Raw genomic sequence first — 16,909 nt, 5'->3', positions numbered from 1 at the left:
TATCGAATTTTTAAATTTATTAAATTGTTAAGTTTATTGATTTTTTTAGATTTTTTAATTTATTATTTAGCTACTTTAACAAGTGCGTAACTTAATACTCTATCGTGAATCATATATCCTTCACTTAAAACAGCAACAATTCTATTTGATTCAAATTCAGTATTTTCTACTACTTCAGTTGCTTCTTGTTTTGTTGAATCAAACATTTCACCAACTTGAGTGTTCATTGGTTTAATATAATTTGATTCAAGTGACTGAACTAATTGATTTGAAATCATTTCAAATCCCATAACATATGGTTTAACAGCATCATTATTAATTGGTGAATTAATAACTTTTTTTAATAATTCAATTGGTTGAATCATATCTTTAGCTAATTTTGATGCACCATATTTTTTAATTTCTAATTCTTTTTGGTTATATTTTTTAGTTAGATTTGCAATATCAGCAACATTTAGTTGTTTTGTATAATCTATTTCTTCTTTTAGTTTTTTATTTTCTTCAACTAACTCATCATTTTTAGATTTAATACTTTTGATGTACTCATTAACTTTATCAGCTTGTTCTTTATCTAAAGAATCTAATATTTTTAATATTTCATCTTTTTTAGATTTATGTTTTGCCATAATCCAAATCCTTTCCTTCTAAAATCTCAATGATTAAATTCATCAACCTATTAACTTGAGAATAATCAATTCTTTTTGGTCCTATCAAAGTTAGTACAGTAGAATTTTCTCCTACTTTTAACTCAGTTCCTACCATAGCAATATCATCAATATTTTCATTAATTTCATTACCTATTTTTGTTGAAATTTTATTTAAACTTTTATTTGATTCATATGCTATATCGAATCATTGAAATGGAGTAATCTCTTCCATTAATTTTACAGCTTTTTTTAGTTTTTCAGTATCACTAAATTCAGGATTTTCTAACATATATCTCATTCCGTGAATTTCTTTTTGATCTGTTTTAGAATCTAAAATTGTACTTATAAATGTATTTAAAACATAATCATATTGTTTAATACTTAATGCAAGTTGTTCTTTTAATTTATCAATATGTTCATTTAATTGATCTAAACTAACTTCTAATAAAGAATCTGAAAATAATTTAATAGCAATTTGAAGATCTTCTAAACTAATATCATTTAAATTAAATACTTTATTTTGAACTGATCCATCAGAGAATATAAACACAACATTAGCAATTTGATCTGAAATAATAACTAAATCTATTTTTTTAAGATTGATATCATTAAAGTTAGTTTTTTTAACAACAACAGCAGTCATTTTAGTAATTTCACTAATTATTTCACTAGCATAATTTATAGTTTTATCTACATTATAATTACGAAGTTCAAATATTTGTTGAAGATATTTTTTTAAATCTTTATCTTCATTGTTATTAAATTTCATAATATTATCTACATAAAATCTATAACCTTTAGTAGATGGTGTTCTTCCACTTGAAGTGTGTTGTTTTTCTAAATATCCTAATTCTTCTAAAACAACTGATTCACTTCTAATTGTTGCTGATGAAACTTTAATATCTAATAATTCTAAGATTCTTTTTGATCCAACAGGTTGATTAGTTTTAATGAATTCTTTGACAATCGCTTCTAATATTTTTATTTGTCTTTCTTTTAACATAACTGATCCTAACTAATTTATTTGTTGTTTTTCTAAAACAAATTCATTTTCTTTAACATCAATTGTATATCTTAGATTTTCTTGGATTGTCTGACTGATGATTGCATGAGCTAATAAAGTTTCAACATTTTTTTCTATATATCTTTTAATAGGACGTGCACCAAATTGTCTGTCATAACCTTCTCTTATAATCTTATCTTTAGCAGCTTCAGAGAAATTAATGTAATAGCTTTGATCTTTTATTAATCTTTCTGATAATTCATTTAAAACTTTGTCTACAATTTCACCGATTGTATTTTCTGATAATGCATTGAAAAATATTATATTATCAATTCTATTTAAAAATTCAGGTTTAAAGTTTTTGTTTAATTCATCTTGAATTGTTGTAAATGTTGCAGGTTCTAAATTTGTTGCAGCTAGTATTTGTTCACTACCGATATTTGAAGTCATTACAATAATTGTATTTTTAAAATCAATAGTTTTTCCTAGTGAATCAGTTAATCTTCCATCATCTAAAATTTGAAGTAATATGTTAAATACATCACTATGTGCTTTTTCGATTTCATCAAATAGAATTATTGAATAAGGGTTTCTTCTAACTTGTTCAGTTAATCTTCCACCTTCTTCATAACCAACATAGCCAGGAGGAGCACCGATTAATTTAGCAACTGAATGTTTTTCCATATATTCACTCATATCAAGTCTAATCATTTTCTTAGGTGAGTTGAATAGAATTTCAGCAAGACTTCTCGCAACTTCAGTTTTACCTACTCCAGTTGGTCCTAAAAATAGAAAACTTCCAATTGGTTTTTCAGGATCTTTGATTCCACTTCTACTTCTTATAATCGCATTAGTTACAGCTTTAATAGCTTCATCTTGACCTTTAACTCTGATTTTTAATAATTTATCTAAGTTTAATAGTTTTTCTTTTTCTGATGAAATTAATCTATCAACTGGAATACCTGTTGATTTTGCAACAACTTGAGCAATATCTTTTTCACTTACTTCTTCAGATATTATTCTGTCAGTTGAATCATTTTCATAACTTGATAATTGTTTTTCAAGTGATGGTAGTAGTGAGTATTGAATTTCTCCTGCACGTTGATAATTTCCATCACTTTGAACTCTTTCTAGTTCTTGTTTTAAACTTTCAATAGTTGATTTTAAAGAATTAATTTTATTTAAATATTCTTTTTCTTTTAATCATTTTTCATTTAAAGAGGTTTGTTGTTTTTTAAGAGATTCAAGTTCTTTAATCGCTTCAGCTAATCTTTCTTTTGATTTATCATCTTTTTCTTTTTCTAAAGCAGATTTTTCAATTTCAAGTTGCATAACTTTTCTATTAACTTGATCTAGTTCGGTTGGAACGCTTGCTAGTTCAGTTTTGATTGATGCAGAAGCTTCATCTACTAAATCAATTGCTTTATCTGGTAAGAATCTATCAGTTACATATCTACTTGATAATTTAGCAGCAACAACTAATGCATTATCGTGAATTCTAACTCCATGATATGTTTCAAATCTTTCTTTTAATCCACGTAATATAGAAATTGTTTCATCCACTGTAGGTTCATTTACTAATACTCTTTGAAATCTTCTTTCTAAAGCGGCATCTTTTTCAATATATTCTCTATATTCATTTAAAGTGGTTGCTCCAATTGCTCTTAATTCACCTCTAGCTAGTGCTGGTTTTAATAAGTTAGAAACATCCATTCCACCACCAGATCCAGTTCTTCCAGCTCCAACGATTAAATGCAATTCATCTATAAATAAAATAATTTCACCATTAGATTTTTCAATTTCTTTAACAATAGCTTTAACACGTGATTCATAATCACCCATATACATTGCTCCAGCCATTAAACTTCCCATATCTAATTCTAAGATTCTTTTATTTTTTAATAGATCAGGTACATCTTGTTTTACAATACGTTGAGCTAATCCTTCAACAACAGCAGTTTTACCAACTCCTGGTTCACCGATTAAAACTGGATTGTTTTTTGTTTTACGAGAAAGAATTTGAATAAGTCTTGATATTTCTTCTTCTCGTCCAATAACAGGATCTAATTTTCCGTCCTTAGCATTTTTAGTTAAATCTCTAGTATATTTTTTTAAAGCATCAGTTACAGTTCCTTTTTCTTGAAATTCCATAAAACTACACCCCTTTTTTTAAATACAAATTATTCAACTACAATTATTGTATCACTATTTTTAGCAATTCAACAATGAGAGTGCTAATTTTTAAAAAACTTACGTTTTTGTTTAGAGAAATAAAAAAGTTGAACTTTTAAGTTCAACCTAATTAAGCAAAGAAATCTTGTCTTGCTTGTTGTTTAATTTCACTTGTTGTAGCGAAAGGAATTTTTGTTGTATATCCCAATTTAGCAGCAACCATTTGTTTTGCAGGTCATTCATTAATCGCTCTATTTCATTGATTAATTGAATCGTTATATATATCACGAGTTGCAGTAATTTCTTTTTGTAGATATATATTTTGTTGCATAGCTTCTCTAACTGATTTGTGAGATTGTAATTCAGGATAATTTTCAAATTGAAGCTGTAATCCTCTAATATTATGCTCAACTTCTTGTAAAACTTCAGTTCTTGATTGTTTAGATAAATCAATTCCACTTCTATAAGCAGCAACTGATTTCATAATATCTTTATCTACATCAATTGATTTAGATAATAAACTTGCTAAGTTTTTCATAACCTGAACTCTTTGTTCTAAATAGTTGTCAACTTGTGAAGCATTTGCTTGGATTTTTTGTTCTAATTGTGCTAAATAATTTCTAGCTTTAACTTTTCTATATTGGAAAATTAAACCAGGAATAATTAATATTCATAGTACAATTTCAAATATTTTTGATCCAACCCCAACTGTAATAGGAAGTTGTTTATTGATAACATTAATTTCACGTCCATCTTCAAAAACAGGACCATTAATTTCATCTAATTGATTTGCCATTTGTTTGTCTCCTTTTTAAATATTATACTTTAATCTACAAACTCAACAATTGCTAGATCTGTTGTAATTTGATTTTTGTTTAATTTTGAACCAACATTTTCATATCAATCATCATCGATACTAAATTCTTTGAATGGAGTTATTTTTACTTTACCAAAAGCAGTACATTCAATATATTCTTGTCAAGGAACTGGAACATTATGTAAACTTCCATCTCTTCCTCATACTGGAACAAAATCAACTCTTTCAACTATATCATATCCTTTAGACTCGACACGAGCTATTTGAGTGTCTGGATCAAATGATTTAACGTATAATAATGAATCTGTTTTAGCTTCTTTATGTTTAAATAAAGAGTTGTCTAACATTGATAATTGAGCTTCAATTTCAGGTTTACTTAACACTACTTTTGATGATTCTTTTTTATCTTGACTATCAACATCAATATTATTTAAAGTTGGTATAGCAAAATATGGAGCAAAAATTGAATACATATTTAAGAAATATCATTTATTTGTTTCAAAGAAGTATTTTTTAATTTCATCATAACTATATGATTCAATCATTGGATAAGTATCATTTATTTTAAATTCTATTAATTCATTTGAAGTTATTGAAAGACTCTTGTTTTGTTTGATCATATCGAAATTATCTCCAAAACTAGCTTTATTATCTTCAATTAAACGAACAAGATTTTCTTGAGCAAGTGGGGTGAATAATAAACGGAATTCTCTGTCATCATTTCTATCGAATGCTCCAAAATAAGCTTCAAATTTTGTATTTGTTAATGGAGAAAAGTTAAGGTTTTTCTCAGCATATTTATATAAACTTTTCTCAATTTTTTTAACGTATTTTTCTTTTTCTCTTTGACTTAATTCATTTAACCCAGCAGCCGTTCTTGTAAAGTTTAAGTTAGGTGCAAGATCAACACCAAATGTTAAATATGAAAAATCATATTTAACAGGAAAAGGTTTAACCACACTAGCAACTAAAGTTTGAGTTTTAGTAACTATTTTATCTCCTTGAGTTTCTTGTCAAGAAATAACTAAACTTCCAACGTATTCTTTAGACTCTATTTCAATTTTAGAACTGCTAGATAAAATAAATGGATTGTTATAAACTGATCCTGATTTTAAAGCTGTGCATGATAATTCCTTGTCATAATAATAATTAATAGGTTTGTATTTCTTTTTAAAATTATCTAGACCTTGTTGAGTTAAAAATCTTTTAAATTTAATTAAAGGCATAGTTTCAGAAAAGATTTTTTCTTTAGTACCATGATCAATTAAACTTATAAGATCAAATGTCTGATCATAACCTTTTTTTAATTCTTTTTTAAATGCTTTGTTAGCTTTATCAACAATACTATCAATTTCTTTTCTCTTTTTTCTTGTTCATAAAACTTGTATTAATAGAAATGCTGTTGCAACAATAACAGATACAGTTATACAAATTATTGCAGTTGTTTTTTCAGAGCCTTTCATTTCTTTTGATTGAGTAATAGCATAGATGAAAAATGCAAACGCTAAACTAGAAACTACTATAACTATTATGTTAATTATTGATCATATTTTTACTCTTTTTAAAATTGTATTTGATCTATCTAATTTGTGTTTAGATTCGTTAATTTTTTTAACTTGGCTACGATTTTTGTCAATATTAATTTCTGATTGTTCTGTAAATTCTTGAAAATATTTTTCAATAATTTGTTCATTTTTATGTAAATAACTTTCAAATTCTTGAACCGGATCTAAAATAACATCATTATTCATTTTTGATTTCCTTTCTTAGTTATTTAATATCTTTTCAAGTTCTTTTCCTACTCCATTGTTTTCAACTGTATCACAAACTTGATAAGCTACTTGTTTTAATTTATCAACACCATTAGCTGTTGCATAACCTTTATCAACTCCACTAACCATTTCAATATCATTATGATTATCACCAAAAGTAATTACTTTTTTATAATCTGTGTTAATTAGTTCTGATCATTTTTGTAAACCAGTTAGTTTATTAACACCTTTTTTCATAATGTTAAACATTGTTGGAAGTGATTGAACTAAATCAAATTTATCTAAATATTTGTCAAACAATTTAAGTTTATCTTGAACTTGATCTTCTTTAATTCCAGACATATTAATTATTAATTCAACAACTTTAAATTCTTCTGATCTAATTTTTTCTGATAATTCTAATAATGTATCGAATTTTATAATTGTTCAACGATATTTTTTTCTAATGTTTGACATATATTTTTCTCAAACTTTAATTCTTTTAGATTGATCAGTTCCTAACATCATATTTGGAGCATAACAAGCAACATCAATTTGATTTTCATGACACATTTTAATAATATCTGCTGTTAAACTGCTATCTAAATACTCAGCAAATAAAACTTTGTTAGTGTTTAAATCAGTAATTAAAGCACCATTACAAGCGATAATTGGTAGTTTTACTTTTAATTGTTTTGCTATTTTTTTATTACAAGCATCTAATCGACCAGTACAAAAACTAAATTTATGATTCGTTTTCTTTTGATATTTTTTAATTGATTTAATTGTAGCTTTAGAAATATTTAAATCTTTATCAGCAATAGTTCCATCTAAATCACTTAAAACATAAAAATGATCGTTTTTCATTAATCTTCAATTCCTTTTCATGCATCAGACATAATATAGTCTTTTCCTTTTTGAACTTCATGCTTAACTAAATCTAAGTAATCTCATTGTCTTAAAACTTCATAACTTGCAATACCAACAGTATTTGCTATATTAATACTTCTAGCTTCAGCGATCATCGGAATTCTAAAAGTAGTATCAAAATTATCTTTAATAATTTGTTTTGAAATTCCAGTTGATTCACGACCAAACATTAAAAATACATCATCATTAACTTTTGTAAAATCAAAATCAGAAATTGGTTTTTGACCATATCTTGATAAACAATATAATTTAATATCAGGATTTTTAGTTTTAAAATCTTGTCAGTCATCATATCTGGTGCAATCAACAAATTTAAACTCATTTGCACTTGGACGTGATAAATGTCTTTCATCAAAAATAAATCCTAAAGGTTCGATTATATGTAATTTAGCATTAATAGCAACACAAGTTCTCATAATTGCACCAACATTTTGAGCAATTTCTGGTTCGTATAAAACAATGTTTAATTTTCTTTTATCAGTCATAATTTCTCCTTAATACTTATTTATAAAATCACTAAATTGATTAATAGCTTGTCTTCTTGCTGAGTTTTGATTTTTTTCTTCACTTGTCATTTGTGAATAAGTTTTATTACTATTTTTAGGAATAAATATATAATCATATCCGAACCCGAATTCTGTAATTCTTACATCATTTGAAATATAACCTTCTACAAATCCTTTAAAAACAGCTTGTTTATCATTAACTGCATCATAAAAACCGATTGTAGTTATCATTTTTGCTTTTCTTTGTTCTTGAGTTTTATAATCTTTTAATTTATCTAATAACATATGACAAATTTGACTATATTCAGTTACTGGATAAGCTCATCTTTTTGAATAAATTCCAGGAAAATTATCTAGTATATCAACACATATTCCAGAATCATCACCAATTGCAATTCCATTAATATATTTAGCTAAATCTTTTGCTTTTATTAATGCATTTTGTTCAAATGTAGTTCCATTTTCTTCAATGTCATTATATTCTGGTAAATCTAATAAAGTTTTAACAGTTCAATCTTTTAAAATTGCTTGATATTCTCTTTTTTTATTTTTATTATTTGTTGCAACTCATATTATTTTTTTATCCATAATTCTCCTTGTTTGTAAATTTATACAAATATATTTTAAACAAAAATCACACTTAACTATATAGCTTTTTTAATAACCCACGAAAATTTTTTTACAATTTTTAAGAAAAAAACTTTACAATATTTAAGGAAATTTTTTTACAATATTTCGAAATAATTGACAAAAGTTTAGAAATCATAAAATTTTTAGCTATTGAATAAAAAAGCAAGATGAAATTACTTTTCATTCTTGCTATTTTTTAATTATAAATATTATTTTCTTCTACGTCTTCTTAACGTCGCAAATATTGATCCTGCAGTTCCTGCTCCCCCAACTGTTGCTCCAACAGTTGATCCTGCAACAACTTCTGTTTTTCTAGATTTAATTCCATAAGTAATTGTAAATTTCCCTTGGAATCTACTACTGTCAATAACTTCAACAACTACTGCAGTATCAGATGAGTTTACAACTCTTAAGTTTAGTCGGTTTATTCCAGGTAATTTAGTAGCATTGATAGCGATGAATCTATTAAGTGCTTCATCTTCACTAGAAGAATCTAGTGTTCCAACGTGTGTGTCCATATCAACTTGACTAATATTAGTTTTGATTTGGAATTGAACTTCAATTTTTCCTTGGAATTTATCACTATTTATAACTTCAAGAGTGACTGAATTGTTTGTTGTTTGTACAATACTAAAGTTTTTTGAATCATGTCCAAATAATATATGGTGGTTTAATCTAATAAATTCACTAACAATTTTAGTAGTATCTTTAGAATCGAATGTTCCAGCATCTGTATAACTAGCCATAGTTGAAATTTGTTGTCTAATTGTATAGTTAATTGTGATTTCTCCTTGGAATTCATCACTATTTACGACTCCAATTCTTATTCAATTATTTTGTGTTGACGCTTCAATAATTCTAAAGTTATTTCTATCTAATCCTTTTATTTTTTCTTTGTTCATTTTAATAAATGCTTGAATAATATCTTCTACATTAACTGAATCAAATGCTCCTGCTTTTGTTGGATCAGTAATAACATCTGATATTAATGTTCTAACTGTAAAGTGAATTCTAATTTCACCTTGGAATTTATCACTATTTATAACTTTAACTAGCACTGAGTTGTTAGTTGCATTACCAATAACTTTGAAATCTCCTACTTTTAATCCAGATAGTATTTCTTTGTTATTGTTGATAAATGCTTGAATAATTGCATTTTCTTCATTTGAATTGAATACTCCTGCATTAACTTCAATGTTTTGTACTTCACCAATTTGAGTTCTAATTCTAAAGTTAATTGTAACTTCTCCTTGGTATTTTTGATTTTGACGTCTTACTCTAAGTGTAATTGAGTTATTTGTTGCATCTCCAACAACATCAAAATCATTTATACTTAATGAAGAGTCTTTATCTTTGTTTTTATCTATAAATGCTCGAATAATTTGTTCTACATTAATGGTATTAAATGATCCAGCATCTGTATTTGTTGTGATTTTATCAATTTGAGCTTTGATAGTGAAGTTAATTGTAATTTCACCTTTGTATTTGTCATTATCTTTAACTCTAATTGTCATTGATCTATCTTTTGACTCTGAAACTTCAAATTGGTTTCTATTAAATCCTGCTAATGCAGGGTTTTTTGCAATAAATGCATTAATAATTGCATCATGATCTTTAGAATTGAATATTCCAGCATTTGGATTTTTAACAACGTTTGCGATAAATTGTTTAATTCTAAATTGAATTTCAATTTGACCTTGGAATTTATCGCTATCTTTAACTTCAACAAGTAGTGAATTAGCATTCTCATGTACAAGTTTAAAGTTGTTGAATGTCATTCCAGGTAATCTGTTTCTATTGTTTCTGATGAATGTATTAATAATATCGTCTTTGTCTACGTCATTAAATACTCCAGCATTAACATTAATGCTTTCTACTTGGCCAATTTGTGCTCTAACTATGAAGTGAATTGTAACTTTTCCTTGGAATTTTTCATTGTCATTAGCAACTTTAATTGTGATTGAATTATCTGATTCAGAATCAACTGAAAGATCATTTCTTGTTAATCCATTTAATTGTGGGTTATTTCTAATAAATGCATTGATGATGTCATCATTATTTTTATTATTAAATGATCCAGCATCTTTATTAGTGTTGTTTGAAATATTAATTTTAATTGTGAAGTTAATTTCAATTTGACCTTGGAAATCATCGCTATTTTTAACTCTAATTGTCATTGAATTATTATTTACATTTCCAATAATTTCAAAATTACTTCTTGTTAATCCAGGTAATTTATCTTGGTTATTTTTGATAAATGCATCAATAATTTCATTTGTATTAGCTGAATTAAATGCTCCAGTGTTTGTGTTAGCTTGAATTGTGTTAATTTGAGTTCTAATTGAGTAATTGATTACTGCTTGTCCTTGATAATCTGAATTATTTTCTCTAACTTTAACTGTGATTGAGTTATTGCTTGATTGTTCAACAATTAAATCATCTCTTGTTAATCCAGGGAATTTATCTTGGTTATTTCTAATAAATGCATTGATGATCTCATCAACATTTTTCGCATTAAATGGTCCAGCATTTACATTTACACCATCATTAGAAATAAATTCTTTAACTTTAAAGTTAATTGTAATTTGACCTTGGAATTCATCGCTATCTTTAACTTTAATAGTTAATGAATTATTTGTTGCATCTCCAACAAGATCAAAATTATTTCTAGTTAATCCTGACAATACAGGGTTTTTTGCAATAAATGATTCAATGATTTTATCTAGATCAACAGTATTAAATGATCCAGCGAATCTATTAGCTTGAATTGTGTTAATTTGAGTTCTAACTGAGAAAATAAGTGTAATTATTCCTTGAAATTATCACTATTTATAATTCTAACAACTATTGAATTATTAGTTACATTTCCAATAATTTCAAAATTACTTCTTGTTAATCCAGGTAATTTATCTTGGTTATTTTTGATAAATGCATCAATAATTTCATTTGTATTAGCTGAATTAAATGCTCCAGTGTTTGTGTCAGCATCAACTGAATTAATTTGAGTTCTAATTATAAAGCTAATTCTAATTTCACCTTGGTAGTTATCACTATTTATAACTCTAATAACTAGTGAGTTATCTACTACATCTCCAACAATTTCAAAATTGTTTTTGTTTACTTCATGTAATAGAGAAGAGTTATTATTAACAAATGCTTCAATAATTTTATCTTTATCTAATATATCGAATGATCCAGCATGTGTATTAACATCAACTGAATTAATTTGAGTTCTAACAATAAAGTTAACTCTAACTTCTGATTGGAAGTTGTCATTATTAGTACTGATTAAGAAATAATTGTCTTTTAATTCAATATTTAATTGATCTTTTGCAATTTTATTGTCAACAAAAATTTGTTGGTTTCTTTCTCAGAAAATATCTAAAATTTCTTGTTCGTTTTTGTTATTTACAACAACTTGGTTTAAGTTAAGACCTATATTATTAATATTAGCTCTTGAACCGAAATGAACAACAATTTTTTCACCTAAGTATTTGTCTTGAATTTCTGTATTTACTGATAGAGTTAAGAAATCTTCACCGCTATCTACCATTCTTAAATGATTTCTTTGTAATTCAGGTAATTTATCTTTATTACGTTTTAAGAATTCACTAATAATAGCTTCTATATCTTTAACATTAAAGTTTCCAACGTGAGTTATTAAACCTTGTAATTCGTTAAGATTTAGTTTTGCTCTATATGAAACTTTTATAGAACCAATATATTCACCGTTATTAATACTTATTTCATATGCGTTATTTACTTTTTTGAATGATAATAAGTTTTTGTTTAAATCATTTCTATTTAAAATTTCTTGGTTTTTTTTGATAAATTCTTGTTCGAATAGTGATTGATCATCTCTATCAATAACAATTTCATTAGTGTCAAAAGTTCCTAAAGTATCGATATTTTTTGATAGTGAATAATTAACGTATGTGTAATATGGATATAAACGACCATTAACAAAGTTTTTATTTTCATCTAAAACTCTTACTCAAATTCTACCTTTACTATCAGGTATGGTTGCAATTCCTGTTGTATCAATATTAAATCTTTCTCTAAGTGCTTTTAAGACAGTTGTTTGATCATTATTTTCTAAATATCCAATGTGAGTATTTTCTTTAATAACATTTCTTATACTATCTCTTGATTCAATTTTGAATTCTCCTCAGAATCCTTTATCAGTATATCATCCATCAGATTTAGGGAAAATAGAAACTCTTCTTTCTTTAGCAAATAATTGAATATTTAATGATTCAGGGTTAAGGTTGTAAACTGAACGTAATTTTTCACATATGTCTCTTTCAGTTTCTCAATTAAATTTTGTGTTTTTGATACCAAATATTATTCTTGGTTCTTCATATCAATTGTTGAATGAAACACCATTTGTATCTATTTTCTTAGCGCTACTTGGTTTTATTGCTGGTCTATTAATAATTTCTCAAGCTGGTGTGTTTTTGTCAAATCCTTGATTATTAGATATATAACTATAATATACTGGTCAGTTATGTGCGTTTGATAGATCTTGATTGAATGAGATAGCACCATTAAACATGTTGTTAAAGTTTGTTACTCTTCTTCAAGCTTGTCATCCACCAATAGGTTGGTTAAATGCTTTAGCATCTCTAAACATTTCTCCCATGTTTTCAACTTCTTTAACATTTCAACCTGTAATATCAGCATTAAAGCTTTCTGTGTCTTGGAACATTGCTCCCATGTTTTTTACATTTGAAGTATCTCATCTTAATGCTTTTCCACCGTTGTTAAATTTTTTAGCTCCTTGGAACATTCTTGTCATTAATTTAACATTTTTTGTATTTCAGCTAGATATATCTTGATTGAAGTGTTCACAATGCATAAACATACTTTCTAAGCTAGTAATTTCAATAGGTAAGTAATCTGGAACTACTTCAACATTTTTAGGCATTCTATAAGCTACACATTGTTTTTTGTCATAATCTCAGTAGAATCCTATTCTTTTAATAACTTTAACATCATCATATTCTGCACCATTCATATTTCAAGCAGCTCTTTTTTCATTACCGTCTTTATCAATATAAATAGTTTCTACATTATCTGTAACTTTTGGTTTTCCTCTTCCACCATCTCTACCTGCATAACCATGAAGTTGTTTATCTCAACCATCATTATCAAGAAGATAACCATAGGCTGTTCCTGTAGGTTCTATGTATGTATTCATACTTCTAACAACATCATCTAAAACTAGAGTTCATCGGATTTTGTGATGATAAATTTTTGGAGTATATTGATTAACTTTTAATTCAATTAAATCTCAAATATTACGGAAAGTTCTACTTGTTGATATTGTTTCATCAATTCATAGATTTGGGAAACCATAAAGTTCATAGCACATTATAATTTCTGCAAATATATATTTATTAAGTTTGTAATTTACAACATGAATTTCATTTGTTTTTACATTTCTAATAATTGCTGAAGCTAAGTTAGCATGTTCAATTTTATAATCAGTTTCTTCACTTGATACTAAGTTTTTATTAGTTGAAATAAATTGTTTAATAACCCCTTTATTTATTGCGTTGAACATTTGAGATTTATAAGCATGGAATCTATCGATAAATTTAATTTCTCCTAAATTATTTTTGATTTCACTAATATTTTGTTTTATAACAGTTCCTAAGTCTAATTTAACTATAAATCTGTTGTTTACTTTAATTATGATTTGTTGTTTATTGTTGTTTAGTTCAACCATTTTAACATTATCTTTTTGATTGATAAATTCAAATGTTGAACCTTTAAGTTCGCTATTTTCTTGAGCTTTTAATTTAAGTAATGCTAAAACAGTTTCGTATGTACTATCTTGTAATTGTTTGTTTTTTAAATTGTTGTTTCAGAAATTAATTAAATCTTTTTTTATTTGATTTGAAGCAATACTGTCAACTGATAATGGTAAATTTTCGTTTACTATATTATCAACGTTTTTAAATATAGTTTCTCTTACATTTCTTTGTTCAACTTCTAGATATGATATATCTTGATTAAATTTTTTAGCAAAAGTAAACATGTTTTTTGCATTAACACGGTTGTTTGATAATAATCGTAATCCAACATTTTGATTAAATTCTCTTGCTCCTTCAAACATAGATTCCATATTTGTTACGTTTATTGCAGAGAATTTATCTCCTAGATATGAGTCAAAATTTTCTGCATTGTAGAACATAAAACTCATATCAGTAACTTTTGAAGTATCTCAGTTTAATGCTGTGTTAAAGTTTTGAGCATTATAGAATACTCCACGCATGCTAGTTACATTTGATGTATCTCATTTTTCAATTCCTTCAATATCTACATTTGCGTTGTCTTTGAAAGCATAAGATAAATCAGTAATGTGACTTGGTAAAGTTGATGGAACTTTTTTAATGTGTGATGGAACTTTTTTTAATTTATATCCACCATTAGCACTTTTTTCTCAACCCAATTTAACAATTTGATTACCAAAAATTACGTGACTTTGGTGATCATTAACATTTGCCGCTCTTAATAAACTGCTATCGTTTACATGTTTTAAACTTGCTGACATACCCAAGTTTAAGTGATCGTTATTTAAAGAACCAATGCCTTGATTTGCTGCTGAAACCGCAAGCACTGACTTTAAAATCATTAGTAAATTTGTCATTTTATACTCCCCCTATTTCTCAAAAAATACTAAAACGTACAAGGGAAATAATATCATAATCAAACTACCAATAAAAGGGCGATTTTATCAAAAATAAAAAAAATAAGTAATTTTTCATATATTTTTTTAAAATTTAATTTTCAATAGATTATATATTGAATTTTCTGCCTATTTAAATGACTTATTTACAATAATTTTTGGTGTATAAATTAGAAGATAAACCTCAATTTTAAACTTACTTTTAAATAATTTTAAATCATCTTTATAACTATTAAAAGTTAATTATTCAAAGGTTGATAGTAGTTGTTTTTTACTTTTTTATAATCTTTTAATAAATTATCTCTGATGATTATTGTGGTTCATCACTACCGTGGGTTTTTGAGAAGGAGTGCATATACTCTTGTAGAAAATAAAAAGCAAGATGAAATAATTTTCATTCTTGCTATTTTATTAATTTAATTATTATTTTTTCTACGTCTTCTTAATGTCGCAAATATTGATCCTGCAGTTCCTGCTCCCCCAACTGTTGCTCCAACAGTTGATCCTGCAACAACTTCTGTTTTTCTAGATTTAATTCCATAAGTAATTGTAAATCTTCCTTGGAATCTACTACTGTCAATAACATCAACAACTACTGCAGTATCAGATGAATTTACAACTTTTAAGTTTAGTCGGTTTATTCCAGGTAATTTAGCAGCATTAATAGCAATGAATCTATTAAGTGCTTCATCTTCACTAGAAGAATCTAGTGTTCCAACGTGTGTGTCCATATCAACTTCACTAATATTAGTTTTCATTTGGAATTCAATTACAATTTGTCCTTGGAATTTATCACTTTTTATAACTTCAACAGTAACCGAATTGTTTGTTGTTTGTACAATTCTGAAGTTATTTAGATCATGTCCAAATAATTGATGGTGGTTCAATCTAATAAATTCACTAATAATTTTAGTAGTATCTTTAGAATCAAATGTTCCAACATTTGTAATATTAACTACATCTATAATTTGAGTTCTAATTCTAAAGTTAATTGTGATTTCTCCTTGGAATTCATCACTATTTACAACTCCAATTCTTATTCAAGTATTTTGTGTTTGTGGTGACGCTTCAATAATTCTAAAGTTATTTCTATCTAATCCTTTTATTTTTTGTTTGTTAATTTTAATAAATGCTTGAATAATTTCTTCTACGTTAAATGAATTAAATGCTCCTGCTTCTGTTGGATCAATAATAACATCTGATATTAATGTTCTAACTCTAAAGTGAATTCTAATTTCACCTTGGTATTTATCACTATTTATAACTTTAACTAGCACTGAGTTGTTAGTTGCATTACCGATAACTTTGAAATCTTGTACTTTTAATTCAGATAGTATTTCTTTGTTGTTGTTAATAAATGCTTGAATAATTGCATTTTGTTCATTTGAATTAAATACTCCAGCATTAACCTCAATGTTTTGTACTTCACTAATTTGAGTTCTAATTCTAAAGTTAATTGTAATTTCACCTTGGTATTTTTGGTGATTATGTCTAACTCTTAAAGTTAATGAGTTGTTTGAAGCACTACGTACTATTTCAAAATCATTTCTAGTTAATGAAGGGTCTTTATCTTTGTTTTTATCTATAAATGCTCAAATAATTTGTTCTTGATTAATGGTATTAAATGATCCAGCATCTGTATTTGTTGTGATTTTATCAATTTGAGCTTTGATAGTGAAGTTAATTGTAATTTCACCTTTGTATTTGTCATTATCTTTAACTCTAATTGTCATTGATCTATCTTTTGACTCTGAAACTT

Annotated in this window: 11 protein-coding genes; all 11 read right to left on the bottom strand. The window is 26.3% G+C overall.

Annotated elements, in window-relative coordinates; all coding sequences use genetic code 4:
* Positions 1-62: 62 nt before the first annotated feature.
* Positions 63-626 carry a nucleotide exchange factor GrpE gene (locus NX779_RS01675; protein WP_259430470.1) on the bottom strand — a complete coding sequence of 188 codons (564 nt, stop codon included), beginning with the start codon at positions 624-626 and terminating at the stop codon, positions 63-65.
* Positions 613-1,650, bottom strand: a complete 1,038-nt coding sequence (hrcA, locus tag NX779_RS01670; RefSeq protein ID WP_259430469.1) for a heat-inducible transcriptional repressor HrcA — start codon at positions 1,648-1,650, stop codon at positions 613-615. Before hrcA ends, NX779_RS01675 begins: the two co-directional genes overlap by 14 nt.
* A 12-nt stretch (positions 1,651-1,662) precedes the next feature.
* Complete coding sequence (locus NX779_RS01665) at positions 1,663-3,801, bottom strand: ATP-dependent Clp protease ATP-binding subunit (RefSeq protein ID WP_259430468.1); 2,139 nt, start codon at positions 3,799-3,801, stop codon at positions 1,663-1,665.
* A 151-nt stretch (positions 3,802-3,952) separates the two neighbouring features.
* The gene (locus tag NX779_RS01660; RefSeq protein ID WP_259430467.1) at positions 3,953-4,618 is read right to left on the bottom strand and encodes a LemA family protein; all 666 of its coding nucleotides are present in this window, start codon (positions 4,616-4,618) and stop codon (positions 3,953-3,955) included.
* Positions 4,619-4,647: 29 nt separating this feature from the next.
* The gene (locus tag NX779_RS01655) at positions 4,648-6,390 is read right to left on the bottom strand and encodes an MAG1210 family protein (RefSeq protein ID WP_259430466.1); all 1,743 of its coding nucleotides are present in this window, start codon (positions 6,388-6,390) and stop codon (positions 4,648-4,650) included.
* A gap of 15 nt (positions 6,391-6,405) precedes the next feature.
* The gene (locus tag NX779_RS01650) at positions 6,406-7,257 is read right to left on the bottom strand and encodes an HAD family hydrolase (protein ID WP_259430465.1); all 852 of its coding nucleotides are present in this window, start codon (positions 7,255-7,257) and stop codon (positions 6,406-6,408) included.
* Complete coding sequence (locus NX779_RS01645; protein ID WP_259430464.1) at positions 7,257-7,805, bottom strand: tRNA (cytidine(34)-2'-O)-methyltransferase; 549 nt, start codon at positions 7,803-7,805, stop codon at positions 7,257-7,259. Before NX779_RS01645 ends, NX779_RS01650 begins: the two co-directional genes overlap by 1 nt.
* A gap of 9 nt (positions 7,806-7,814) precedes the next feature.
* A complete protein-coding gene (rdgB, locus tag NX779_RS01640; protein WP_259430463.1) occupies positions 7,815-8,414 on the bottom strand; it encodes an RdgB/HAM1 family non-canonical purine NTP pyrophosphatase in 600 nt (199 codons plus the stop codon).
* Between the two features lie 251 nt (positions 8,415-8,665).
* The gene (locus tag NX779_RS01635) at positions 8,666-11,140 is read right to left on the bottom strand and encodes a hypothetical protein (RefSeq protein ID WP_259430462.1); all 2,475 of its coding nucleotides are present in this window, start codon (positions 11,138-11,140) and stop codon (positions 8,666-8,668) included.
* A 122-nt stretch (positions 11,141-11,262) separates the two neighbouring features.
* The gene (locus NX779_RS01630; RefSeq protein ID WP_259430461.1) at positions 11,263-15,111 is read right to left on the bottom strand and encodes a BspA family leucine-rich repeat surface protein; all 3,849 of its coding nucleotides are present in this window, start codon (positions 15,109-15,111) and stop codon (positions 11,263-11,265) included.
* Between the two features lie 455 nt (positions 15,112-15,566).
* Positions 15,567-16,883 (bottom strand): hypothetical protein, encoded by a 1,317-nt coding sequence (locus NX779_RS01625; protein WP_259430460.1) that lies wholly within the window; start codon positions 16,881-16,883, stop codon positions 15,567-15,569.
* Positions 16,884-16,909 lie beyond the last annotated feature (26 nt).

Source organism: Mycoplasma cottewii, from assembly GCF_024918975.1.
GTDB classification, from domain to species: domain Bacteria; phylum Bacillota_I; class Bacilli_A; order Mycoplasmatales; family Mycoplasmataceae; genus Mycoplasma; species Mycoplasma cottewii.
Note: the sequence above shows the minus strand (reverse complement) of the source record. Positions and strands in the feature narration are given on the sequence as shown.